General features: G+C 71.1%; 20 protein-coding genes. 15 read left to right on the top strand and 5 right to left on the bottom strand.

Going from position 1 to position 23,604, the window contains the following annotated elements:
* Positions 1-6 precede the first annotated feature (6 nt).
* The 5 genes from BDK92_RS06650 (at position 7) to polA (ending at position 6,613) form a co-directional block, all read left to right on the top strand.
* A complete protein-coding gene (locus tag BDK92_RS06650; protein WP_121161739.1) occupies positions 7-957 on the top strand; it encodes a branched-chain amino acid ABC transporter permease in 951 nt (316 codons plus the stop codon).
* Positions 954-2,144, top strand: coding sequence for a branched-chain amino acid ABC transporter permease (locus BDK92_RS06645; RefSeq protein ID WP_121155570.1), 1,191 nt, complete (start codon positions 954-956; stop codon positions 2,142-2,144). The genes BDK92_RS06650 and BDK92_RS06645 overlap by 4 nt, the downstream gene beginning before the upstream one ends.
* Positions 2,137-3,096, top strand: a complete 960-nt coding sequence (locus tag BDK92_RS06640; RefSeq protein WP_246016864.1) for an ABC transporter ATP-binding protein — start codon at positions 2,137-2,139, stop codon at positions 3,094-3,096. The genes BDK92_RS06645 and BDK92_RS06640 overlap by 8 nt, the downstream gene beginning before the upstream one ends.
* Positions 3,086-3,796, top strand: a complete 711-nt coding sequence (locus BDK92_RS06635; RefSeq protein WP_121155567.1) for an ABC transporter ATP-binding protein — start codon at positions 3,086-3,088, stop codon at positions 3,794-3,796. Before BDK92_RS06640 ends, BDK92_RS06635 begins: the two co-directional genes overlap by 11 nt.
* A gap of 99 nt (positions 3,797-3,895) precedes the next feature.
* Entirely contained in the window at positions 3,896-6,613 is a 2,718-nt protein-coding gene (polA, locus tag BDK92_RS06630) for a DNA polymerase I (RefSeq protein ID WP_121161737.1), read from the top strand.
* A 7-nt stretch (positions 6,614-6,620) separates the two neighbouring features.
* Here polA and BDK92_RS06625 read toward each other — a convergent pair whose 3' ends face one another.
* From BDK92_RS06625 to BDK92_RS06615, 3 genes are all read right to left on the bottom strand, one after another.
* The gene (locus BDK92_RS06625) at positions 6,621-6,962 is read right to left on the bottom strand and encodes a DUF3140 domain-containing protein (RefSeq protein WP_121155565.1); all 342 of its coding nucleotides are present in this window, start codon (positions 6,960-6,962) and stop codon (positions 6,621-6,623) included.
* Positions 6,949-7,167, bottom strand: coding sequence for a hypervirulence associated TUDOR domain-containing protein (locus BDK92_RS06620; protein ID WP_121155563.1), 219 nt, complete (start codon positions 7,165-7,167; stop codon positions 6,949-6,951). The genes BDK92_RS06625 and BDK92_RS06620 overlap by 14 nt, the downstream gene beginning before the upstream one ends.
* Positions 7,168-7,252: 85 nt before the next feature.
* Entirely contained in the window at positions 7,253-8,074 is an 822-nt protein-coding gene (locus BDK92_RS06615; protein ID WP_246016860.1) for a class I SAM-dependent methyltransferase, read from the bottom strand.
* Between the two features lie 332 nt (positions 8,075-8,406).
* Between BDK92_RS06615 and rpsA the strand changes: the two genes are divergently transcribed.
* Both rpsA and coaE read left to right on the top strand, forming a co-directional pair.
* Positions 8,407-9,903, top strand: coding sequence for a 30S ribosomal protein S1 (gene rpsA / locus BDK92_RS06610; RefSeq protein WP_121155559.1), 1,497 nt, complete (start codon positions 8,407-8,409; stop codon positions 9,901-9,903).
* A 191-nt stretch (positions 9,904-10,094) separates the two neighbouring features.
* A complete protein-coding gene (gene coaE / locus BDK92_RS06605; protein ID WP_121155557.1) occupies positions 10,095-11,276 on the top strand; it encodes a dephospho-CoA kinase in 1,182 nt (393 codons plus the stop codon).
* Positions 11,277-11,336: 60 nt separating this feature from the next.
* Here coaE and BDK92_RS06600 read toward each other — a convergent pair whose 3' ends face one another.
* The gene (locus tag BDK92_RS06600) at positions 11,337-13,088 is read right to left on the bottom strand and encodes a hypothetical protein (RefSeq protein WP_121155555.1); all 1,752 of its coding nucleotides are present in this window, start codon (positions 13,086-13,088) and stop codon (positions 11,337-11,339) included.
* A 364-nt stretch (positions 13,089-13,452) separates the two neighbouring features.
* Here BDK92_RS06600 and uvrB point away from each other — a divergent pair, with 364 nt between their 5' ends.
* The gene (gene uvrB / locus BDK92_RS06595; RefSeq protein ID WP_121155553.1) at positions 13,453-15,564 is read left to right on the top strand and encodes an excinuclease ABC subunit UvrB; all 2,112 of its coding nucleotides are present in this window, start codon (positions 13,453-13,455) and stop codon (positions 15,562-15,564) included.
* A gap of 19 nt (positions 15,565-15,583) precedes the next feature.
* On the opposite strand, the gene BDK92_RS06590 is transcribed toward uvrB, so the two are convergent.
* Positions 15,584-16,222, bottom strand: a complete 639-nt coding sequence (locus BDK92_RS06590; RefSeq protein WP_121155551.1) for an MBL fold metallo-hydrolase — start codon at positions 16,220-16,222, stop codon at positions 15,584-15,586.
* A 179-nt stretch (positions 16,223-16,401) separates the two neighbouring features.
* On the opposite strand from BDK92_RS06590, the gene BDK92_RS06585 reads away from it, so the two are divergent.
* The 7 genes from BDK92_RS06585 to BDK92_RS06555 all read left to right on the top strand — a co-directional run bounded on the left by BDK92_RS06585 (position 16,402) and on the right by BDK92_RS06555 (position 23,596).
* Complete coding sequence (locus BDK92_RS06585; protein WP_246016859.1) at positions 16,402-17,313, top strand: GNAT family N-acetyltransferase; 912 nt, start codon at positions 16,402-16,404, stop codon at positions 17,311-17,313.
* Between the two features lie 141 nt (positions 17,314-17,454).
* Positions 17,455-18,378, top strand: coding sequence for an STM4015 family protein (locus tag BDK92_RS06580; protein ID WP_121155547.1), 924 nt, complete (start codon positions 17,455-17,457; stop codon positions 18,376-18,378).
* Entirely contained in the window at positions 18,375-19,325 is a 951-nt protein-coding gene (locus BDK92_RS06575) for an STM4015 family protein (RefSeq protein WP_121155545.1), read from the top strand. Before BDK92_RS06580 ends, BDK92_RS06575 begins: the two co-directional genes overlap by 4 nt.
* Positions 19,322-20,452 (top strand): STM4014 family protein, encoded by a 1,131-nt coding sequence (locus tag BDK92_RS06570; protein ID WP_121155543.1) that lies wholly within the window; start codon positions 19,322-19,324, stop codon positions 20,450-20,452. The genes BDK92_RS06575 and BDK92_RS06570 overlap by 4 nt, the downstream gene beginning before the upstream one ends.
* On the top strand, positions 20,449-21,270 hold the full coding sequence (locus BDK92_RS06565; protein ID WP_121161735.1) for an STM4013/SEN3800 family hydrolase: 822 nt from the start codon (positions 20,449-20,451) through the stop codon (positions 21,268-21,270). Before BDK92_RS06570 ends, BDK92_RS06565 begins: the two co-directional genes overlap by 4 nt.
* A complete protein-coding gene (locus tag BDK92_RS06560; protein WP_121155541.1) occupies positions 21,267-22,709 on the top strand; it encodes an STM4012 family radical SAM protein in 1,443 nt (480 codons plus the stop codon). Before BDK92_RS06565 ends, BDK92_RS06560 begins: the two co-directional genes overlap by 4 nt.
* The gene (locus tag BDK92_RS06555) at positions 22,706-23,596 is read left to right on the top strand and encodes an STM4011 family radical SAM protein (protein ID WP_121155539.1); all 891 of its coding nucleotides are present in this window, start codon (positions 22,706-22,708) and stop codon (positions 23,594-23,596) included. The genes BDK92_RS06560 and BDK92_RS06555 overlap by 4 nt, the downstream gene beginning before the upstream one ends.
* Positions 23,597-23,604: the final 8 nt, after the last annotated feature.

The raw sequence follows: 23,604 nt of genomic DNA, 5'->3' as shown, positions 1-23,604 counted from the left end.
GCTTTGGTGGACTTTGCAGAACTCTTCCGGGGATTCCCGGAACTGACAACGACAGGGCTGGTCCAGGGCGCGATCTACGCTCTCATCGCCCTCGGCTACACCCTTGTGTACGGCGTCCTTCGCCTCATCAACTTCGCGCACTCCGAGGTCTTCATGATCGGCACCTTCGCCGCCGTGTGGACCTGGGGCTTCTTCGGCCTGAACAGTAACAGCGACGGACCCTCGGTGACGAAGGCGCTGCTGCTGATCGTGGTCGCGATTGTCGCGGCCGCGGCCCTCTCCGGCGGTACCGCCCTCCTGATCGAGGTGACGGCCTATCGCCCACTGCGGCGGCGCAACGCACCGCCACTGGCCTTCCTCATCACCGCCATCGGCGCCTCGTACGCCCTGATGGAGCTGATGGGGGCGCTGACCCAGCGGCGTCAGATCGGTGCGCCGCGACTGCTCCCCACCGACCCGGTGATCACCATCGGCGGATTCCACGTCACCCCGGTTCAGCTGCTCACCCTGAGCGTGGCCATCCTGATGATGGTCGGCCTGGACTTCTTCGTGAACAGGACCCGGTTCGGCCGGGGTATCCGGGCGGTGGCCCAGGATGCCAACACCGCCGCGCTGATGGGCGTCAACAAGAGCCGGGTGATCGCCCTGGTCTTCGTCCTGGGTGGTCTGATGGCCGGTGTGGCCGCGGTCTTCAGTGACATGAAGAGCGGAAACACCCGGTACAACATCGGCTTCCTGCTCGGGCTCAAGGCGTTCGCCGCCGCGGTGCTCGGTGGTATCGGCAACCTGCGCGGCGCCGCTATCGGCGGTGTGCTGCTCGGGCTGGTGGAGAACTACGGCTCGGCGGTCTTCGGCTCGCAGTGGCGCGACCTGATCTCCTTCGTCGTGCTGATCACCCTGCTGATGTTCCGGCCGACCGGCCTGCTCGGTGAGTCGTTGGGAAGGGCGCGGGCATGACCGACTTCCGAACCCGGTGGCACGAGGCCACCAGCCGCGTCGGCCACACGCTCGACTCACTGCCGAAGCCGGTCCGGATCGCAGGGCTGCTGGTCTTCGTGGCCTTCCTCTACATCCTGCCGAACAAGTGGTTCTACGAGTACCTGAACATCCCGGGTGTGTGGATTCCGCTCTACACCACCAGCAACGACATGGCCGCGGTGCTCTTCTACTGTGCCTGGATCGTGCTGTTGTCGCTCGGCCTGAACGTGGTGGTCGGTTACGCCGGCTTGCTCGACCTCGGTTTCTTCGGCTTCTTCGCGGTCGGCGCCTACACCGTCGCCCTGCTCACCTCGCCGGAGAGCAAGCTCATCACCGAGTACAACTGGCTGGAGAGCCCGTGGCCGTGGCTGGTCACGGTGCCGATCGCGATCGCGTTGGCGCTCCTGTCCGGGGTGCTGCTCGGCGCCCCGACGCTGCGGCTGCGCGGTGACTACCTGGCGATCGTGACACTCGGCTTCGCCGAGATGATCCGGATCGTGGCGAAGAACCAGGACTGGGTGCTCAACGGTGACCGGGGCATCCCCTCGGTGGCGCATCCCCCCGGCAAGTGGTCGGACGGCTCCCCGATCTTCGGTTTCGAGTTCAAGCCGTACTACTGGCTGCTCCTCACCGTGATCATCATCGCCGTGTTCCTGATCCGCAACCTCTCCCGGAGCCGGGTCGGTCGGGCCTGGGTCGCGATCCGGGAGGATGAGGACGCGGCCGAGATCATGGGTGTGCCGACCTTCCGGTTCAAGCTCTGGGCGTTCGCGATCGGCGCGGCGGTCGGTGGTCTCTCCGGCTCGCTCTGGGCGGGGCAGGCGACCTTCGTCAACTCCTCCACCTTCTCGCTCGAGAACTCGATCCTGGTGCTGGCGGCCGTGCTGCTCGGTGGTGCCGGCAGCATCGGTGGCGCGATCCTCGGTGGCTTCCTGGTGATCTACATTCCGGAGTGGCTACGCTCGGTCGGGGACGTCTTCGGTCTGCCCGAGGTGGTCAGCATCGCCGGTCGGGACTACGACGTGAGCCCCACGTCGCTGCGTTACTTCATCTTCGGTGTGCTTCTCATCGTGGTGATGATCTTCCGGCCGCAGGGTCTGTGGCCGAACCGGCGGCGGGCCGCCGAGCTCAAGGACCGGCAGAAGGAGGTGGCGGTCGTTGAGTGAGCCGCAGATGGGCAGTGAGCGGGATGTGACCAGCGAGCGTGATCTCGCCCCGGACGCCCGGGTCGAGGTGGGTTCCCCGCCGGAGTCCGGCGTTGGCGCCGAGGCCGCGCACGGGCCGACAGCACAGATCCCCTCGCCGCGCGAGGAGACCCCGGGGCCGGCGGTACCGCCGGCCGGCCGTGAGCCACTGCTCGAGGTGGACAACGTCACGCTGCGCTTCGGTGGGGTGGTGGCGCTGAACCAGGTGAACTTCACCCTCTACAAGGGGGAGATCCTCGGCCTGATCGGTCCGAACGGCGCCGGGAAGACCACCTGCTTCAACGCCATGACCGGGGTCTACACCCCGACCGAGGGCGAGATCCGGTTCCAGGGCCGCAAGCTCAGCGGGCAGAAGCGCTTCAAGATCACCAAGTTGGGTGTCGCCCGTACGTTCCAGAACATTCGTCTCTTCCCCGAGATGACCGTGCTGGAGAACGTGCAGGTGGGCGCGGACGCGCACCACAGGACCAGCGTGCCCAGCGCGCTGCTGCGGCTGCCCCGGCACTGGCGGGAGGAGAAGCAGGGCAAGGAGAAGGCTCGTGAGCTGCTCGACTTCGTCGGGGTGAACAGCCACACGGAGAACCTGGCCCGCAACCTCTCCTACGGTGACCAGCGCCGGTTGGAGATCGCCCGCGCGCTGGCCACCGATCCGACCCTGCTCTGCCTGGACGAGCCGGCTGCCGGCTTCAACCCGGCGGAGAAGGAGGCCCTGCTCCAGTTGATCCGCAAGATCCGGGACCGTGGCGTCACGGTGCTGCTCATCGAGCACGACATGCGGCTCGTCATGGGCGTCACCGACCGGATCGTGGTGCTGGAGTTCGGTCAGAAGATCGCCGAGGGTACGCCGGCCGAGGTCCGCGACGACCCGAAGGTGATCGCGGCTTACCTGGGGGTGTCGGAAGATGCTGCTTGAGATCGACAACCTGACCCTGCTGTACGGCCGGATCCAGGCGCTGCACGGCATCAGCCTGACCGTCGCCGAGGGCGAGATCGTGGCCCTGATCGGGGCGAACGGTGCCGGCAAGACGACCACGATGCGGGCCATCTCCGGTCTGCGTCCGGTTGCCGCCGGTTCGATCCGGTTCGACGGTACCGATGTCACCAAGATGCGCGCCGACCTGCGGGTGATCCGTGGGATCGGGCAGTCGCCGGAGGGTCGGGGGGTCTTCCCCGGCATGACGGTGCACGAGAACCTGGAGATGGGTGCCTACACCCGACGGGACAAGGCGGGCATCGCCGAGGACCTGGAGATGGTGTACGGCCTCTTCCCCCGGCTGCTCGAGCGGCGCAAGCAGCCTGGCGGCACGCTCTCCGGCGGTGAGCAGCAGATGCTGGCGGTCGGTCGGGCCATGATGACCCGGCCCCGGTTGCTCCTGCTCGACGAGCCCTCGATGGGTCTGGCGCCCAAGTTGATCCAGCAGATCTTCGAGATCATCACGCGGATCAACGAGCAGGGCACCACGATCCTGTTGGTGGAGCAGAACGCGCAGCAGGCGCTCTCCCGGGCCCACCGCGGTTACGTGTTGGAGACCGGCCGGATCGTCAAGGAGGGTTCCGGACAGGAACTCCTGACCGACCCGGCGGTCAAGGAGGCGTACCTGGGCGTGGCCTGACCACGTCCCACCAATTCGGGCCCGGCGCGTGCGCCGGGCCCGAATTCGTGTTGTTCGTCCCGTTGGCCGGTGATCCCCGCCGCGTGGGGCGTGACCGGGATGTCGGTGGCCCCGACTAGAGTCGGCAGGGTGACCGACGCACCCCGCCTCCTGTTGTTGGATGGCCATTCGCTGGCCTACCGGGCCTTCTTCGCCCTGCCGGTGGAGAACTTCTCCACCACGACCGGCCAGCCGACAAACGCGGTGTACGGCTTCACCTCGATGTTGATCAACGTCCTCCGGGACGAGCGGCCGACCCACCTGATCGTCGCCTTCGACATCTCCCGCCGCTCGTTCCGCACCGAGCGCTACGCCGAGTACAAGGCCGGCCGGGCCGAGACCCCGACCGACTTCCACGGCCAGGTGAGCCTGGTCAAGGAGGTGCTTGCCGCGCTCCGGGTGCCGGTGGTGGAGAAGGAGGGCTACGAGGCCGACGACGTGATCGCCACCCTCGCCCGGCAGGGCCGGGAGAGCGGCATGGACGTGCTGATCTGCACCGGCGACCGGGACGCCTTCCAGTTGATCGGCGACACGGTCACCGTCCTCTACCCCCGCAAGGGCGTCTCCGACCTGGCCCGGATGGACCCGGCGGCGGTCACCGAGCGCTACGGCGTCGGTCCGGAGCAGTACCGCGACCTGGCGGCGCTGGTCGGGGAGAGCAGTGACAACCTGCCCGGCGTACCGGGGGTCGGTCCGAAGACCGCGGCCAAGTGGATCAACCAGTTCGGCGGGGTGGAAGGTGTGATCGCCCGCGCCGACGAGATCAAGGGCAAGGCCGGGGAGAGCCTGCGGGAGCGGCTCGCCGACGTGATCCGCAACTTCGAGCTCAACCGGCTGGTCGACGACCTGGAGCTGTCGCTGGGCACGGCCGACGCGCGCTGGGCGGGCTGGGACCGCGAGGCGGTCCACCAGGTCTTCGACACGCTCCAGTTCCGGGTCCTGCGGGACCGGCTCTACCAGTACCTCGAGGCGGTGCAGCCGGAGGCGGAGGCGGGCTTCGAGATGGCGACCGAGGTGCTCGGCACCGGCGCGGTCGCGGCCTGGCTGGCCGAGCACACCCCGGCCGGCACCCCGGCCGGGGTCGCCGTCGCCGGCACCTTCGGGCGCGGCACCGGCACCCTGACCGGGATCGCGGTCGCGACCGCCGACGGCGCCGGCGGCTGGTTCGACCCCACCACCCTCGACCCGGCGGACGAGGCGGCGGTGGGCGAGTGGCTGGCCGACGAGGCGCGGCCGAAGGTGCTGCACGACAGCAAGCCGGCGCTGCTGGCGTTCGCCGCGCACGGCTGGCAGTTGCGTGGAGTCGGCCGGGACACCGCGCTGGCGGCGTACCTGGCCCGGCCGGACCAGCGCTCCTACGATCTGGGCGACCTCGCCCTGCGCTACCTGCACCGGGAGCTGCGGGTCGACCAGCCGGAGACCGGCCAGCTCACCTTCGAGGGGCTGGGCGACGACGACAGTCAGGTCGAGCAGAACCTGATGCTGCGGGCCCGCGCCACGCTCGACCTGGCTGACGCGATCGACGCGGAACTCGCCCGCGACGGGGAACTCTCCGCCCGGCTCCTGGCCGACGTGGAACTGCCGCTGGTCCGGGTGCTCGCCGAGATGGAGCGGGTGGGCATCGCCGCCGACACCGACTACCTCTCCGAGTTGGAGGCGCACTTCGCGGGCGAGGTGAAGGCGGCCGCGCAGGCGGCGTACGAGGTGGTGGGTCGGGAGTTCAACCTCGGCTCGCCCAAGCAGTTGCAGGAGATCCTCTTCACCGAGCTGGGCCTGCCCAAGACCAAGAAGATCAAGACCGGGTACACCACCGACGCGGACGCGTTGCAGTGGCTCTACGCGCAGAACCCCCACCCGGTGCTGGCGCACCTGCTGCGCCACCGGGACGTGGCCCGGCTCAAGTCGACCGTTGACGGACTACTCAAGTCGATCTCCGACGACGGCCGGATCCACACCACGTACAACCAGACGGTGGCGGCGACCGGGCGGCTCTCGTCGACCGACCCGAACCTGCAGAACATTCCGATCCGGACCGAGGAGGGGCGGCGGATCCGGCGCGCCTTCGTGGTGGGCACCGGCTACGACACCCTGCTCACCGCCGACTACAGCCAGATCGAGATGCGGATCATGGCGCACCTCTCCAACGACCAGGCGCTGATCGAGGCGTTCAACTCGGGCGAGGACTTCCACGCCACCACCGCCTCGTTCGTCTTCCACGTGCCGGTCGCCGAGGTCTCCGCCGACCAGCGGCGCAAGATCAAGGCAATGAACTACGGCCTGGCGTACGGGTTGAGCGCGTTCGGTCTGGCCCAGCAGCTCAACATCGCCCCGGACGAGGCCCGTGGCCTGATGGACGAGTACTTCACCCGGTTCGGCGGTGTGCGCGACTACCTCCAGGAGGTGGTGCGCCGGGCGGTACGGGACGGCTACACCGAAACCATGCTCGGCCGGCGCCGCTACCTGCCCGATCTGGTCAGCGACAACCGGCAGCGGCGGGAGATGGCCGAGCGGATGGCCCTCAACGCTCCGATCCAGGGCTCCGCCGCCGACATGATCAAGGTGGCGATGCTGCACGTGGAGGCGGCGTTGCGGGCGTCCGGGTTGCGGTCCCGGATGCTGCTCCAGGTGCACGACGAGCTGGTCTTCGAGGTGCATCCCGGTGAGCGGGAGCAGCTCGAGGAACTGGTCCGGCGGGAGATGGGCAACGCCCAGCCGCTCTCCGTACCGCTGGAGGTCTCGGTGGGCGCGGGTCAGGACTGGAACACCGCCGACCACTGATCGGCGGTCACGATCCCTTGACCGGATCGTGCCCCCAGTTCATCAGCGAGTAGCGCCACCGGGTGTGGCTGACGTCACCCCGGGGGCGCTGCGCCATGTGCCGGTGCACGTAACCGACGACCTTGCGCATGTGCGCGTAGTCCCGGTCGGTCAACTCCGCCCGTTTGCGGCGCAGCAGGTCGATGATCCGCCGTCCCGACTCGTGTCCGACCGACTCACCGCCGCCGGAGTGCTGCCCGACCGTCTTGGAGTCGTCGGTCTCCAGCCAGCTCCGCAGCTCGCCCGGCTTCATGTTCACCGCGTCGGTGAAGGCGCGGTAGATGTCGGCCCGGTCGTCACCGCGGGGCACGACGTAACGCCTCCGGCTTGTGTACGGCCTCCGCGCCGGAGTCCGTCCGTACCCGGTACTGCGGTTCGTCCTTGGACGCGTCGACCGTCCGTCTGGCGGCGGTCGTCCGCCGCGTTATCTCCTCCTGGACGGTGCCGTACGCGGTTCCGCCGTGACTGCGCCAGCTCACCCGGTCGCCCTTGTGCAGCTTCTCGTCCTTGTGCATGAACCCGTCTACCCCGCGTCCCCATCGGAAAACCGGGCCGGCCGGCGGCACCCACCGGCCCGGTCCGCGCACGGGTGAGCGTCGGCTATTCGCCCTCGACGAGCGGTTTGTCGGAGATGAAGATCGCGGTACCGGGGAAGATCCGGCCCCGCAACGGGCTCCACTGGCCCCAGAGTTGCTCGTGCCCCTCCGGCCACTCGGGTTCCACCAGATCGCGTAGCCGGAACCCGGCCCCGACCAGCTCGCGGATCCGGTCGCCGAGGGTCCGGTGCTGCTCGACGTAGGTCGGCACCCCGTCCGCGTCCTGCTCCACGTACGGGCGCCGGTCGAAGTACGAGTGCACCGCCTTCAGGCCACCCTCGCCGGGGTCGTCAAGGAAGATCCAGCGCATCGGGTGGGTGACCGAGAACGCCCAGAGGCCGCCCGGCCGCAGCACCCGGTAGACCTCCCGCATCACCGCCGCCGAGTCGGCCACGAACGGCACCGCGCCGAAGGCCGTACAGACGATGTCGAAGGCGCCGTCGGCGAAGGGGAGGGCAAGGGCGTCCGCCTGGACCAGCGGTACGCGTACCCCGGTGGTCTCGGCGGCGCGCGCGGCGTGCCGCAACATGCCCGCGGAGAGGTCCAGGGCGACCGGCCGGGCCTGCTGGGTGGCGAGCCAGCGGGCGGCCGAGGCGGCGCCGCAGCCCAGCTCCAGCACCCGCTGACCGGCCGGGTCGCCGAGGAGCCGGGCGTCGGCCTCGCGCAGCCGTTCCGGACACCAGACGAAGTCGACGTCGCCGAGGAACGCACCGTGCTCGTCCTGGTAGTCGTCGGCGTCCCGGTCCCACCACCGCCGGCTCGCTCGCCGGGTCTCCGCGTCGCCCACCGTGCGCCGGGTCACACCCTCGGCCTCGTCGTCAGTCACCCCGGCCACGCTAGAGCCCGGGTACGCGCACGTCGCGGGCGGCCTCGTCGCCCGCGTGTCGCGCTGTCGACAGGGCGAGTTCCCGCGTCTTGGACGGCGTGTCGCAACAGGTGGCAGGAGGGCTTGCATGCTGTGGTAATGCGCACGGTAAGCTGTTCGATGCGCTCGCGGATCGTGTGCCTCGGCAGGGAGCAGGTCCGCGGTCGACGGGCATATCCCACGGTCTCACGCATGATCGTTAGGTGTGTACGGCGACGGATCCGCTGGCGCAAACAGGTCACTGCGACACAAACGCCTGCTGTGACACCCATCCGACCGGAGCAACCGCCCACATGACGAGCAGCATCGAGGCCCCCTCGAGCGCCAACCGGGTCACCCACGACGATCTCGGCTCTGAGGAAGCTTTCCTCGCCGCGATCGACGAGACCATCAAGTACTTCAACGACGGCGACATTGTCGAAGGCACCGTCGTCAAGGTCGATCGGGACGAGGTCCTGCTCGACATCGGCTACAAGACCGAGGGCGTCATCCCCTCGCGCGAGTTGTCGATCAAGCACGACGTGGACCCCGCTGAGGTGGTCTCCGTAGGCGACCACATCGAAGCCCTGGTTCTCCAGAAGGAGGACAAGGAGGGGCGACTGATCCTCTCGAAGAAGCGGGCGCAGTACGAGCGCGCCTGGGGCACGATCGAGAAGATCAAGGACGAGGACGGCGTCGTGCGCGGTTCCGTCATCGAGGTGGTCAAGGGTGGCCTCATCCTCGACATCGGCCTGCGGGGCTTCCTGCCCGCGTCGCTGGTGGAGATGCGTCGGGTGCGGGACCTGCAGCCGTATGTGGGCCGGGAGCTCGAAGCCAAGATCATCGAGCTGGACAAGAACCGCAACAACGTGGTCCTGTCCCGCCGTGCCTGGCTCGAGCAGACCCAGTCCGAGGTTCGCACCGAGTTCCTCAACAAGTTGCAGAAGGGACAGGTCCGCAAGGGCGTCGTCTCCTCGATCGTCAACTTCGGTGCGTTCGTCGACCTCGGCGGCGTCGACGGTCTGGTTCACGTCTCCGAGCTCTCCTGGAAGCACATCGACCACCCCTCCGAGGTTGTCGAGGTCGGCCAGGAGGTCGAGGTCGAGGTCCTGGACGTCGACCTCGACCGCGAGCGGGTCTCCCTGTCGCTGAAGGCGACCCAGGAGGACCCGTGGCGTCAGTTCGCCCGTACCCACGCGATCCAGCAGATCGTCCCGGGTAAGGTCACCAAGCTGGTGCCGTTCGGTGCGTTCGTCCGGGTGGACGACGGCATCGAGGGTCTCGTGCACATCTCCGAGCTGGCCGAGCGCCACGTGGAGATCCCGGAGCAGGTCGTCCAGGTCGGCTCGGACGTCATGGTCAAGGTCATCGACATCGACCTCGAGCGGCGGCGGATCTCGCTCTCGCTCAAGCAGGCCAACGAGGGCTTCGTCGAGGGCGAGGAGCACTTCGACCCGACCCTCTACGGCATGGCCGCGACGTACGACAACGAGGGCAACTACATCTACCCGGAGGGCTTCGACCCGGAGACCGGGGAGTGGCTCGAGGGCTTCGACAAGCAGCGCGAGACCTGGGAGACGCAGTACGCCGAGGCTCGGACCCGCTGGGAGGCCCACACCAAGCAGGTGCAGACCTCCCGCGCCGCCGACGCCGAGGCCGCTGCCAACCCGGCTCCGGTCAGCACCACCGGTGGCGGGGCGACCTCCTCGTCCACCCCGGCGCCGGCCCGTCAGGCGGAGGAGCCGGCAGGCACCCTCGCCACCGACGAGGCGCTCGCCGCGCTGCGGGAGAAGCTCGCCGGCGGCAAGTGAGCACCAGGCACCAACCCGCGGGTAGGTAACCGCGGTTAGCGCGATCGCGGTGGCCCCGCCCTCCCTGACGGGGGGACGGGGCCACCGTTGTTCGTACCGCGCTCACCGGGCCACGAGCGACGCGCCCGGACGGCTGAAGATCAAATCGCGGTAACTTGCCCCAGCTCGACCGGACGGGGTTGACTGAGCCGGTGCTGATGATCGGACTCACCGGCGGGATCGGCTCGGGCAAGAGCGCAGTGGCGAGCCGGCTCGCCCAGCTCGGTGCCGTGATCATCGACGCCGACCGGATCGCCCGGGAGGTGGTCGCACCCGGGACCGACGGGCTGGCCGAGATCGTCGCGACCTTCGGCGACGGGGTGCTCGGCGCCGACGGCGCACTCGACCGGCCGGCGCTGGGCGGGCTCGTCTTCGCCGACGAGTCGGCTCGACGGCGGCTGGAACAGATCACCCACCCCCGGGTCCGGTCCCGCACCGCGGCACTCGCCGCCGCCGCGCCGGCCGACGCGATCGTCGTCAACGACGTACCGCTCCTGGTCGAGGTGGGACTCGCGCCGACGTACCACCTGGTGGTCGTGGTGAGCGCGGACCGCGCCACCCGGATCGACCGGCTGATCCGAAGCCGGGGGATGACCGCCGAGGAAGCCGAGCGGCGGATCCGGGCGCAGACCGGGGACGAGCAGCGGCGGGCCGCCGCCGATGTGGTGCTGACCAACGACGGTGACCTGGCCGACCTGCACCTGGCCGTCGAGACGCTCTGGCGGGACCGGCTGGTCCCCTACGAGCGCAACCTGCGCGACGGCGTGCCGGTCCAGGGCGGGCCGGTGGCGCTCGCCGAAGCCGATCCGCACTGGGAGGCCCAGTACGCCCGGCTCGCCGCCCGGATCCGGCACGCGCTGCGTCCGACCGACCTCCGGATCGACCACATCGGTTCCACCGCGATACCGGGCCTGGCCGCCCAGGACCTGATCGACCTCCAGCTCACCGTCGACTCGCTGGAGCAGGCCGACATGCTCGCGGCTCCCCTCGCCGCCGCCGGCTTTCCCCGACGGGCCGGGGACTGGTGGGACGAGCCCCGGTATCCGGCCGACGGCGCCCGGTGGGAGAAGCGCCTGCACGGTGGCGCGGACCCGGCCCGGCCGGTCAACCTGCACCTGCGGGTGGTCGGTTCGCCCGGCTGGCGTTACGCGTTGCTGATGCGCGACCACCTCCGCGCGGACGAGGAACAACGCGCCGGCTATCTGGCGCTCAAGCGTGGGCTGGTCGCCGGTGGACCGGACACCACCAGTTACGCCGCCGCCAAGGATCCCTGGTTCGACGCCGAGCACCTCCGGGCCGAACGCTGGGCCGCCACCACCGACTGGCGCCCCTGACCGCTGCCGCCCCGCGCCCGGGTCGGCACGCGCCCTCGCCCGGGTCGGGGCCGGGGGCGCTCAGTCGACCGGTACGGCGGGCAGTTCCGGCACCCGGCCCGGCGCCAGGTCGAGCTGGGCGAAGGCGCCGATCCGCGTACGCAGCTCCAGCCGGCGCAGGAGCCCGTCGCCGTCCACCCAGTAACGCATCCGGGCCTGCCCACGCCCGACCGACACCTCGGCCTCCTTGGGCACCTCGAAGACCGCCACCGGGCGCCCGTCGAGGCTCTCCTGGCGCAGCCAGTTCGCCGACTCGCGCAGCCGTGCGGCCGATCCGAGACCGGCGCCGCCGATCGCCAGCGCCTCGTTCAGCAGCAGATCCAGGTCGGGAGCGCCGAGCGCGTCGGCCCGCCGCTGCCAGCTGAGGTAGCTCCACTCCCGGTCCCGGGGCGGTGGCAGCGGGGGCGGTACCGCACCGGCCGGCCGGGTGCGGGGACCGGTGCCGGGAGTGCCCGCCGAGGGGCTCGGGGCCGGTGCGGCCGGGACGTCGCGTACCGCCACGCCGGTGCGGTCGGCCCGCAGCAGGGTCCGTTCACCCGGCCGGTCCAGCTCGTGTACCCCGAGGTAGGCGACGCCGCGCGACCAGTCGACCCAGCCCGCGGCGCGCAGGTTGGCGGCCGGCAGTTCGGACACCGGTTGGGTCGGCACCGCGAGACCGATCTCCGCCCCGCCGGGTGCCCGGTTGGCCGACCGGACCCGGGCGAGCAGGTCCGCCTCGTCGGCGGTGACCGCCCGGGGTTCGACCGGTGGGCCGCCGAGCGCCGCGACGCCGTTCAACTCGGGCAGTGCGGCCCGGTCGACGTCGACCTGCACCGGTACGTCGCCGGCGAGCAGCGCCTCGAACCGGTGCAGTTGTCCGTCGTCGTCGAGCCAGTACCGTACGGCCCCGCCGGCCAGTCCGTCCGGCACGGCCGGGGCCGGTTCGGCCGTGTCGGACGGGCCGGGCCCGGACCCGGGTTCGTGGTGGCCGGTCGCCCCGGGCACGGGTTCGTGGTGGCCGGTCGCGACCGGCACGGCCGGACCGAGCAGCACGTCGACGTCGACCCCGCCGGCGTGATCCCGCCCGAGCCAACGGGCTCCGTCACCGGCGAGCAACGGTTCGGCCGGGTCCGGCCGGTCGGCGGCGACGGCGAAGAGCAGTGCGAGGAACGAGTCGACGGCCGCCGGTACCGGTCCGCTGGTGACCAGCCGGCGGGCCCGCCAGCCGTCCGTCGGTGGCACCTCGGGCGGTGGCTCCGGCCGTTCGCCGGCCTGGTCCGCGCCGCTGGCCGGTGGCTCGCCGGCTGGCTCTCCTGGTGCGCCGGACGCGACGTCGGGCCGGGTCACCACCAGTCCGGGTACGGCCTGGAGCAGCCCCCGCTGGCTGCCCGCTCCGGGTCCGCCGACCCGGAGGTAGGCCAGTGCCCGGGGCCAGTCGACGGTGCCGGTGAGCTGGATCTGGGTGCCCGGCCCGCCGAGGGTGGCGCGTACCCCGGCCCGGCCGTGCCGGTAGTTGACGATCCGCATGCTGGCCAGCCGGTGTGCCTCGGCGGCGGTGAGCGCGCGGGCCGGGTCGGTCGGGGCGGCCGGGGTGCAGGAGACCAGCCCGGCGGCGAGTCCGGCGCCGGAGCTGAGCGCGAGACAGCCGAGTACGGCCAGCGCAGCCAGCCGGGCGCGCCGGGTGGTGGCCGGGGCGGCTCGCCAGCCCTCGGTGGGCGGTTGTGGGCGCCTGCGGGATGGTGGGTGGCCGGCGCCGGGTCGTCGACGCCCGGTGGGGGGCAACGAGGTGCTCACGCGTGGTTGAACGTCGAATCCGGGGCAAAGTGACGTGACCTGGGGGAACGTCGGGTAAGTGGGCTCGACGCCGGCCGGCCCGGAGCGGGGTTCCCCGGGGCGTGGGGGCGCTCGCGGCGGCCGGTCTGCGCGTTGGCGCGACCGCGTCGGGTGCGCACGCCGACGAGGGCCGGGGCTGCAACCACTGCGCCAGGTGCGACCGGCCGGTGTGGAGGCCCGGTCGCCTACCTGGTCGGCCGCCGCGAGCGGCCTACCTTGAAACGGTAGCGCGGTGATCTCCACCACACAATGCGTATATCGAAGCCGATCGTGTACCCACCGTTGCCTACCAGGGCTGTCATACCTGCGGCGTACCGTTGTTGGCATGGCGCTCGACATCCCACGACTGGACGGCCGTTTTGAGGTCGTCAGTGAGTTCCAGCCCTCCGGTGACCAGCCGACGGCGATCAACGATCTTGAGCGCCGGGTGCGTCGAGGTGACCGCCATTCAGTGCTGCTCGGCGCCACCGGCACCGGTAAGAGCGCCACCACCGCCTGGCTGGTCGAGCGGTTGCAGCGTCCCACCCTGGTCGTGGCGCCGAACAAGACGCTCTGCGCCCAGCTCGCCAAGGAGTTCAGCGAGCTGATGCCGCACAACGCGGTCGAATACTTCGTCTCGTACTACGACTACTACCAGCCTGAGGCGTACATCCCGCAGACCGACACCTACATCGAGAAGGACTCCTCGATCAACGAGGAGGTGGAGCGGCTGCGGCACTCGGCCACCATGTCCCTGCTCACCCGCCGGGACGTGATCGTGGTCGCGACCGTCTCGGCGATCTACGGGCTCGGCACCCCGGACGAATACCTGGACCGCGCGGTGCGGATCAAGGTCGGCCAGGAGGTCGAGCGGGACAAGCTGCTGCGCCGGCTGGTCGACATCCAGTACAGCCGCAACGACATGGCCTTCAACCGGGGCACCTTCCGGGTCCGGGGCGACACGCTGGAGATCATCCCGGCGTACGAGGAGCTGGCCCTGCGGGTCGAGTTCTTCGGTGACGAGGTGGAGAAGCTCTACTACCTGCACCCGCTCACCGGTGAGGTGGTCCGTGAGGTCGACCACCTGCTGATCTTCCCCGCCACCCACTACGCGGCCGGGCCGGAGCGGATGGAGCGGGCGATCCGGGGCATCGAGGAGGAGCTGACCGAGCGTCTGGCCGAGTTCGAGCGGCAGGGCAAGCTGCTCGAGGCCCAGCGGCTGCGGATGCGCACCACCTACGACATCGAGATGATGCGCCAGGTCGGTTTCTGCTCCGGCATCGAGAACTACTCCATGCACATCGACGGCCGCCAACCGGGCAGCCCGCCGCACTGCCTGCTCGACTATTTCCCGGACGACTTCCTCACCGTGGTGGACGAGTCGCACGTGACCATCCCGCAGATCGGCGGCATGTTCGAGGGCGACGCCTCCCGTAAGCGGATGCTGATCGACCACGGGTTCCGGTTGCCCAGCGCCGCCGACAACCGGCCGCTGCGGTTCGACGAGTTCCTGGAGCGGGTCGGCCAGATGGTCTTCCTCTCCGCCACTCCGGGCAACTGGGAGATGGAGCAGGCCCAGGGGGAGTTCGTCGAGCAGGTGATCCGCCCGACCGGGCTGGTCGACCCCGAGGTGATCGTCAAGCCCACCAAGGGCCAGATCGACGACCTGATGCACGAGATCAAGCTGCGTACCGAGCGGGACGAGCGGGTGCTGGTCACCACCCTGACCAAGAAGATGGCCGAGGACCTCTCCGACTACCTGCTGGAGCACGGGATCCGGGTCCGTTACCTGCACTCGGAGGTCGACACGCTGCGCCGGGTCGAACTCCTGCGTGAGCTGCGCAAGGGCGATTACGACGTGCTGGTCGGCATCAACCTGCTGCGCGAGGGTCTGGACCTGCCCGAGGTCTCCCTGGTCGCCATCCTCGACGCGGACAAGGAGGGCTTCCTGCGCAGCGGCCGGTCGCTCATCCAGACCATCGGCCGGGCCGCCCGTAACGTCTCCGGCCAGGTGCACATGTACGCGGACAAGATCACCCCGTCGATGGCGAACGCGATCGACGAGACCAACCGGCGACGGGCCAAGCAGGTCGCGCACAACGAGGCGAACGGGATCACCCCCGAGCCGCTCCGGAAGAAGATCCACGACATCCTGGACGACATCTACCGGGAGGCCGAGGACACCGAGAGCACTCGCGTCGGTGGTGCCGTACGCCAGATGTCGCGGGGCAAGGCCCCGGTGCCGGAAACCCGTAGCCGGGCCGGCAAGGGCAGCAGCAGCGGTCCGGTCCGCGCCGGCATGGCCCGGGCCGAGATGGCCCAGCTCATCCAGGAACTCAACGACCAGATGCTCGCCGCCGCCCGGGAACTCCAGTTCGAGCTCGCCGCGCGGATCCGCGACGAGGTCGCCGAGATGAAGAAGGAACTGCGCGGGATGGACGCGACCGGGGTGCAGTGATCGCCGGGCGTGCCCTGGCTCAGACCTCGACGGTCTCGCCGTCGCCCACCGCCTGGAACGACGCCGGCGTCGGCGGCCCGCCCCCGCCGACCAGGGTGCGCACCATGTCCCGGCCGATCTTGCTCAGCCCGGCGTCGTGCATCGGGATGACCCGCTCCGGCCGTACCTCGCGGACGTACTCGATCAGCTCGGCCGTCTTCGACCACGGCGCGTGCGCGGGCAGCAACAGGGTGTCGACCGGGCGCCCGAGCGGGGTCAGCGCGTCGCCGGGGTGGAAGAGCCGGCCGTTGATCAGGTAGCCGACGTTGGTGATCCGAGGGATATCGGGGTGGATCACCGCGTGCAACTCGCCGTGCGCCTCGACCTCGAACCCCTCGACGGAGAAGGTGTCGCCGTCGCCGACCACCTGGACCCGGTTGCCGAGCCCGTCCAGCTTCGCGGCAACCGCCCGGTTGGCGAACAGGCGTAGCTTCGGGTCGTTCTGCGCGGCGGCCCGGATCCGGTCCTCGGCGAAGTGGTCCGGATGCTCGTGGGTGATCAGTACCGCGTCCGCGCCGACCAGTGCGTCCGGGTCGCTGTACGCGCCCGGATCGAGCACCAGAACGCTGCCGTCCTGCTCCACCCGCATGCAGGAGTGCCCCTTCTTGGTCAGTCGCATGGCTCTCCTCCGCCGACGTCATGGTCCTGTCGACACCGTACCGATCCCGTCCAGCCGGCACCGGCGATTGGCGGCCGGTCCGGCGTCGGGGTGGCCGCCGGCTCCGGCGGGTGGTTGCCGACCCGGCGGCGGCGGAAATCGGTGGGCGCCCGGATGCCGCCGGCCTACGATGCCCGATCGTGGACACCGAACGGACTGTGGACATCCCACCGACCTGGCGGACGCTGACCGGCGACGACCTCCCGGCGGTCGCCGCCCTGGCGACCCGTTGCCTGGCCGTCGACGGCGGGCTGCCGCTGGTCACCGACGCGTCCTTCCTGGCCCGCCGGTTCGCCGCCGACGGTGGCGTGGCCCGGGGCGCGGTGGACCCCGCCGGCACGCTCATCGCCGCCGGCGCGGTCCGACCCCGGGAAACCCAGGGGGTACGCGCAGCCGTCGCCACCGGCCTGGTCGACCCCGCGCACCGGGGGCGGGGCCTGGGAGCCGCGCTGCTCGACTGGGCCCTCGACCCGGCCCTGACCGGGGCCGAGCAGGTCACCGTGGAGACCGAGGCACTCACCGACGGGGCGCGGACCCTGTTCGCCGCCCGGGGCCTGGGACAGACCTTCGCCGAGGACGTGCTCCGGTTCGACCTGGCCGGCACCGAGCCGCCCCCGATCGACCTGCCGGCCGGGCTGACCGTACGCACCTGGTCGACTGGCCTGGCCGGGCGTTTCTTCGCCGTCTACCAGGCCGCGTTCCGGGAACGCCCCGGCTTCCCCGACTGGTCCGCGCGACAGTGGGTGGAGTGGACCACCGACGACGAGGACTTCCGGCCGGAGTGGACGTTGCTGGCCACCGATCCGACCGGGGCCGACCTCGGCTTCGTAACCGCCGGCCAGGGCTGGATCGTGCAGGTCGGCGTACGACCGGAGGCCCGTGGTCGGCGACTCGGCGCCGCCCTGGTGGTCGCGGCGCTGCGCCGGATGCGCTCCGCCGGCTCGACCGAGGCGTTGCTCGACGTCAACGTGGACAACCCGGCCGGCACCCTCTACCGCCGCCTCGGCTTCATCGACCTCGGCCGCCGCGCCCGCTTCGCAACCCAGAGGTAAGGAAGGGCCCCTTGTTATCGGAATCCGTTGTATAGGGGGCCCTTCCTAACCCTTGCGTGGTCGGTGTGGATGGGAGGCGGTGTCGGTCGGGCTTGCTATGGTGTCGCCCGCCCGCATCCCCACGACCGGGAGACCGCGTACATGACCATCAGCACGCACGTCACCGAGTTCGCCGGCCGACCGGTTGTCGTCTTCGAGCCGAACGTGGCACTGCCGCCCGATCCCGGCACGGTGGCCTGGAAGCTGACCGGCGAATACGACACCTCCACGAAGGACTTCAACCAACTGGTCGAGGAGTTCCTCGACGCGGTCGAACCCGGCGCGGTCCAGGCGCTGATCATCGGCCAGTGGGGCTCCGCGTACGACGCGGAGGCCCCGGTCGAGTTGCTGGTCGGGTTGGCACCCCGGCTGACCGGGCTACGCGCGCTCTTCCTCGGCGAGATGACGTTCGAGGAGTGCGAGATCTCCTGGATCAAGCAGACGGACGTGACGCCGCTGCTGGCCGCGTACCCGGAGCTGGAGACCCTGCGGGTGCGCGGCTCGGACGGCCTGGCCTTCAACCCGACCCGGCATCCGGCCCTGCGGGAGCTGGCCTTCGAGTCCGGTGGCCTGCCCGCGACGGTGGTACGCGGGGTGGCCGAGTCCGACCTGCCGGCGCTGACCCACCTCGAACTCTGGCTCGGCACCGACGAGTACTTCGGCGACGCGGGGGTGGCGGACCTGGCGCCGATCCTGGCCGGCACCCGGTTGCCGGAGCTGGGTTACCTGGGGCTGCGTGACGCGGAGATCGCCGACCAGGTCGCGGCGGCACTGGCCGGCGCCCCGGTGGTGGCCCGGTTGCACACCCTGGACCTGTCGCTCGGCATTCTCAGCGACGAGGGCGCGGCGGCCCTGCTCGCCGGGCAGCCGTTGACCCACCTGCGCCGGCTCGACCTGCACCACCACTTCGTCAGCGCGGAGTTGGCCGCGCGCCTGGTCGAAGAGCTGCCCGGGGTCGAAGTCGACCTCTCCGACGCCGAGGAAGCCGATGAGGACGGCGACCGGTACGTGGCGGTGGCCGAATGACCGGCCACCTCACCGAGTTCGCCGGCCTGCCGGTGCACGAGTTCGACCCGGAGCTGGCACCGCCCGCCGAGCCCGGTGCGGTCGCCTGGCGGATCGACGCCTTCGACGATGACGACGAGGAGCGGGAAGGGCTGCCCTCGCCCGCCTTCGCGCAGCGGTTCGCGCAGTTTCTCGACACGGTCGACCCGGCCTCGGTCACCGCGTTGGTCTTCGGTTCCTGGGGGTACGCGGCGTTCAACGTGCCGCCGTACGAGCAGCTCTGCGCCGCGGCGGACCGGTTGACCGGACTGCGGGCCCTCTTCCTCGGCGACATGGTCGGCGAGGAGTGCGAGATCTCCTGGATCCGGCAGGACGACCTGGCGCCGGTGCTGGAGGCGTACCCGGCGCTGGAGGTGCTGCGGGTGCGCGGCTCCGCGCCACACGAGGCCCCGGTGAAGCTCCGCCCGGTCCGGCACACGGCGCTGCGGGAACTCGCCTTCGAGTGCGGCGGGCTCCCCGCCGAGGTGGTCCGCGGGGTCGGCGAGTGCGACCTGCCGGCGCTGGAGCACCTGGAGCTGTGGCTCGGCACCAAGTACTACGGCGGAGACGCCACGGTGGACGATTTGGCGCCGATCCTGGCCGGCAGCCGGTCGCCAGCCCTCGGTTACCTGGGACTGCGCGACGCGGAGATCGCCGACCAGGTGGCGGCGGCACTGGCCGGTGCCCCGGTGGTGGCCCGCTTGCACACCCTGGACCTTTCGCTGGGCATGCTCGGCGACCAGGGCGCCGCCGCGCTGCTCGCCGGGCAGCCGCTGACCCACCTGCGCCGGCTCGACCTGCACCACCACTTCGTCGGTGACGACCTGGCGGCCCGCCTCGTCGAGGAACTGCCCGGGGTCGAGGTCGACCTCAGCGAGGGCGGGGACGCCGAGAACGAGGACGAGTACTTCGTGGCCGTGGCGGAATGACCAACGGCACACCGCTGGTCGTGGTCGGCAATCCGGGCAACCGCCGAGTCGACGCGTTCCGGGCCGCCGCCGAGGTCGGCTGGCCCGGACAGGTCGTCCCGTTGCCCTGGCGCGAACTGGCGACCGGCCCGGTCCGGCTCCCCGCCGGGGCGGTCGTCCGGGTCGACTCGCCCGGCGAGGACGCCGAGGTCGACCGACTGCTGCGCGGAGCCGCCGCCCCGGCCGCGCACGGCGAGATCATCGGCTCCGCCGCCTGGTACGCCGGCCTGCGGGCCGCCCTGGCCCGGTTGACCGAAGCCGCGACGGCCGCCGGGGCCAGCCTGCTCAACGACCCCGACGACATCGCGGTCATGTTCGACAAGCGGGCCTGCCACGCCCGGCTGGCCGGTGCCGGGGTGCCGGTGCCGCCGGCCCTGCCCTCCCCGCCGGCCGACTACCGCGACCTGCGCGCGTTGATGCGTACCGCCGGCTGGTCGCGGGTGTTCGTCAAGCCGGCGCACGGTTCGTCCGCCTCCGGGGTGCTGGCCCTGGAGGTCGCGCCGGGCCGGGTGCAGGCGACCACCTCGGTCGAGCTGGCCGCCGACGGCCGCCTCTTCAACTCGCTGCGGGTGCGTCGCTACCGGGACGAGCGGGAGGTGGCCTCGATTGTGGACCGGCTCGCCCCGGACGGCCTGCACGTCGAGCGGTGGTTCCCCAAGGCGGGGCTGGGCGGCCGGACGATCGACCTGCGGGTGCTGGTGGTGGCCGGCGAGCCGGGGCACGTGGTGGTCCGGTCCAGTCGCGGACCGCTGACCAATCTGCACCTGGGCAACGACCGTGGCGACCTGGGCGCGGTCCGTGCGGCGATGGGAGAAGCGGCGTACGACGCCGCGCTGCGGACCTGCGTACGTGCCGCCGCCTGCTTTCCGGGCAGCCTGCACGCCGGGGTCGACCTGATGATCGGCACCGACTGGCGGCGGCATATGGTGGCCGAGGTGAACGCGTTCGGCGACCTGCTGCCCAACCTGCTCGACCACGCGGGGCGGGACTGCTGCGCCGCGCAACTGCACGCGCTGAGCGATGGTCGGTTCGACCGCTGGCGGGCGGAGCTGACGGTTGCCGCCGATCGGAGGGGGTGGGCCGGATGAAGGACCTGATCGGCAGCCACGACCTGCTGTTCGTCACCTTGGACACGCTCCGCTACGACGTGGCCGCCGAGCTGATCGCGACCGGTCGCACCCCGAACCTGGCCCGGGCACTGCCCGACGGCTGGCAGCGGCGGCACAGCCCGGCCAGCTTCACCTACGCCGCCCACCAGGCGTTCTTCGCCGGTTTTCTGCCGACACCGACCACGCCCGGACCCCATCCCCGGCTCTTCGCCGCAGCCTTCCCCGGCAGCGAGAGCACCGCGGACGAGACCTGGGTCTTCGACGCCCCGGACGTGGTGACGGCGCTCGCCGCGGCCGGCTACCACACCGTCTGCGTCGGCGGGGTCGGCTTCTTCAACCGCAAGCCACCGCTCGGCGCGGTCCTGCCCGGGCTCTTCGCCGAGGCGCACTGGGAACCCGAGTTCGGGGTCGCCGCACCGGGCTGCTTCGAGGCGCAACTCGACCGGATCGCCACCGTCGTGCCGGCGGTCCCCGCCGAACGGCCGCTCTTCCTCTTTGTCAACGTGGCCGCCATGCACCAGCCGAACCGGCACTACCTGCCCGGCGCGGACCGGGACAGCCGGGACAGTCACGCCGCCGCACTGGAGTACGTCGACCGCCACATCGGCCGGCTCTTCGCCCTGGCCAGTTCCCGGGACCGGCCCTGCCTGGTGGTGCTCTGCGCCGACCACGGCACCGCGTACGGCGAGGAAGGCCACAGTGGACACCGGCTCGGTCACGAGGTGGTGTGGACGGTGCCGTACGCGCAGTTCGTGCTGGAGCCTGGGGACTGGGGCAAGCCGGGGGACTGGGAATGAGCGAGTCGACCGATCTGGACGGCTCCCCGTACCAGGGTTACCTGTACGCGTACCCGCACAAGACCGCGTACCGGCCGCTGCGGCCACGGCCGGCGCTCGCCGACGTCTGGGCCGGTGAACGCCGCGACGCCCTCTTCCTCTACCTGCACCTGCCGTTCTGCGAGATGCGCTGCGGGTTCTGCAACCTGTTCACCCGCGCGAACCCGCCCGCGGAGCAGGTGAGCGGCTATCTCGACCAGTTGGCCCGGCAGGCGCGCCGGGTACGGGACGCGCTCGGCGGTGACGCCGACTTCGCCCGGGTGGCGATCGGCGGCGGCACCCCCACGTACCTGACCGCGACCGAGCTGACCGCGATGTTCGACGTACTGGACGGCTTCGGTGCCCGGCTCGGCGCGGTACCGATGGCGGTCGAGACCTCGCCGGCCACCGCCACCCCCGACCGGATCGAGGTCCTCGCCGAGCGGGGCACCAGCCGGATCAGCATGGGGGTGCAGAGCTTCCTCGACCGGGAGGCGCACGCCGCCGGTCGGCCGCAGCGGCGGGCCGAGGTCGAGCGGGCGTTGGCCACCATCCGGGCGTACGGCGAAGTCGAGCTGAACCTCGACCTGATCTACGGGATTCCGGGCCAGACTGCCGGGACCTGGGCGCAGTCGCTGACCGCGACGCTCGCCTGGCGGCCGGAGGAGGTATTTCTCTATCCGCTCTACGTCCGTCCACTCACCGGGCTCGGCCGGCGCGGTGCCGGTGGCGCCGCCGGGGCTGCGCCGGTCGCGCTCGACGACGCACCGGGGGCCCGGGACGAGAGCTGGGACCGGCAGCGGCTCGACCTGTACCGCCAGGGGCGGGACACGCTCCGGGCGGCCGGCTACCGCCAGCTGTCGCTGCGTCACTTCCGCCGGGCCGACCTGCCCCTGGACGACGCCACGAGCGGACCCGCGGACGCCACGAGCGGGCCCGTCGGGGCACCGGGCGGCGTCGGGGGTGACCGGCCCGACTACTGCTGTCAGGACGACGGCATGGTCGGGCTCGGCTGCGGCGCCCGCTCCTACACCTCCGACCTGCACTACTCCTTCGACTACGCGGTCGGTATCGGGCAGGTCCGGGCGATCATCGACGACTACCTGCGCCGTCCGGAGAGTGACTTCGAGGTGGCCGAGGTGGGCTTCCGACTCGACCAGGTCGAGCAGCGGCGGCGCTGGCTGGTGAAGTCCCTGCTGCGAGCGGAGGGTTTCGCGCCGGGGACGTACCACGACCGGTTCGGCACCGCCGTCGCCGACGACTTCCCCCAACTGGACCAGTTGGCGCAGCGGGGCTGGCTGACCATCGGGACCGAGCGGCTGGCGTTGACCGACACCGGGCTGGAACGGGCCGACGCGATCGGCCCCTGGCTGGTCTCCGGGCCGGTGCGTCTCGCGATGGCGGAGTACGCGCTCCGGTGAACCTCTCGATCCTCTACCGTGGGCCGTTGGCGAGCTGCAACTACGACTGCCCGTACTGCCCGTTCGCCAAGCGTCGGGACAGCCCGGCGCAGCTGCGCGCGGACCGGGAGGCGCTGCACCGGTTCGTCGACTGGGTGGTGCGCAATCCCGACGACGACCAGATATCGGTGCTCTTCACCCCGTGGGGCGAGGGACTGACCCGCTCCTGGTACCGGGAGGCGATGGTCACGCTCTCCCGGCTGCCGCAGGTGACCCGGGTGGCGATCCAGACGAATCTCGCCGGCCGGCTGGAGTGGTTGGCCGACGCGGACCGGGAGGCGGTGGCGCTCTGGGCGACGTACCACCCCGGTCAGGTGGATCAGGCGACCTTCCTGCGCCGCAGTGCGCGGCTGGTGGAGCTGGGCGTACGCCATTCGGTCGGGGTGGTCGGGCTGCCGGCTCACCTGGACGAGGCCAGGGCGCTGCGGGCCGCGCTGCCGGACGAGGTGTACCTCTGGGTCAACGCCGCCGACGGGTGGACCTACAGCTCCGCCGAAGAGGCGGAGTGGACCGCGATCGACCCGCTCTTCGGTTACAGCGTCCGGCCGCACCCCTCCGCCGGGGCGCCGTGCCGGGCCGGTGAGAGCGTCATCTCGGTTCGGGGCGACGGAACGGTGCGGCGGTGCCACTTCGTCGACACCCCGTTGGGCAACCTCTACGACGGCTCGTACCGGCCGGCGCTGGCGCCACGTCCCTGTCCGAACGCCGCCTGTGACTGCCACATCGGGTACGTCCACCTGAGGACGTTGCCGCTCTATGACGTCTTCGCCGGTGGCGTTCTGGAGCGGATTCCGGCGCCGGGCGCGGCCGGTGCCCGATGGGGCGTTCCGGCCGTCGCCCTGCGCTGACCCGCTCT

Source organism: Micromonospora pisi (assembly GCF_003633685.1).
In the GTDB taxonomy this organism is placed as follows: domain Bacteria; phylum Actinomycetota; class Actinomycetes; order Mycobacteriales; family Micromonosporaceae; genus Micromonospora_G; species Micromonospora_G pisi.
Note: the sequence above shows the minus strand (reverse complement) of the source record. Positions and strands in the feature narration are given on the sequence as shown.

Excerpts from the sequence above, each read along its gene's own strand:
- polA (WP_121161737.1), top strand. The coding sequence starts at position 3,896 with ATGTCGGTGGCCCCGACTAGAGTCGGCAGGGTGACCGACGCACCCCGC.
- BDK92_RS06575 (WP_121155545.1), top strand. The coding sequence starts at position 18,375 with ATGACCGGCCACCTCACCGAGTTCGCCGGCCTGCCGGTGCACGAGTTC.
- BDK92_RS06635 (WP_121155567.1), top strand. The coding sequence starts at position 3,086 with ATGCTGCTTGAGATCGACAACCTGACCCTGCTGTACGGCCGGATCCAG.
- BDK92_RS06620 (WP_121155563.1), bottom strand. The coding sequence starts at position 7,167 with ATGCACAAGGACGAGAAGCTGCACAAGGGCGACCGGGTGAGCTGGCGC.
- BDK92_RS06560 (WP_121155541.1), top strand. The coding sequence starts at position 21,267 with ATGAGCGAGTCGACCGATCTGGACGGCTCCCCGTACCAGGGTTACCTG.
- BDK92_RS06580 (WP_121155547.1), top strand. The coding sequence starts at position 17,455 with ATGACCATCAGCACGCACGTCACCGAGTTCGCCGGCCGACCGGTTGTC.
- BDK92_RS06570 (WP_121155543.1), top strand. The coding sequence starts at position 19,322 with ATGACCAACGGCACACCGCTGGTCGTGGTCGGCAATCCGGGCAACCGC.
- BDK92_RS06590 (WP_121155551.1), bottom strand. The coding sequence starts at position 16,222 with ATGCGACTGACCAAGAAGGGGCACTCCTGCATGCGGGTGGAGCAGGAC.
- rpsA (WP_121155559.1), top strand. The coding sequence starts at position 8,407 with ATGACGAGCAGCATCGAGGCCCCCTCGAGCGCCAACCGGGTCACCCAC.
- BDK92_RS06565 (WP_121161735.1), top strand. The coding sequence starts at position 20,449 with ATGAAGGACCTGATCGGCAGCCACGACCTGCTGTTCGTCACCTTGGAC.
- BDK92_RS06645 (WP_121155570.1), top strand. The coding sequence starts at position 954 with ATGACCGACTTCCGAACCCGGTGGCACGAGGCCACCAGCCGCGTCGGC.
- uvrB (WP_121155553.1), top strand. The coding sequence starts at position 13,453 with ATGGCGCTCGACATCCCACGACTGGACGGCCGTTTTGAGGTCGTCAGT.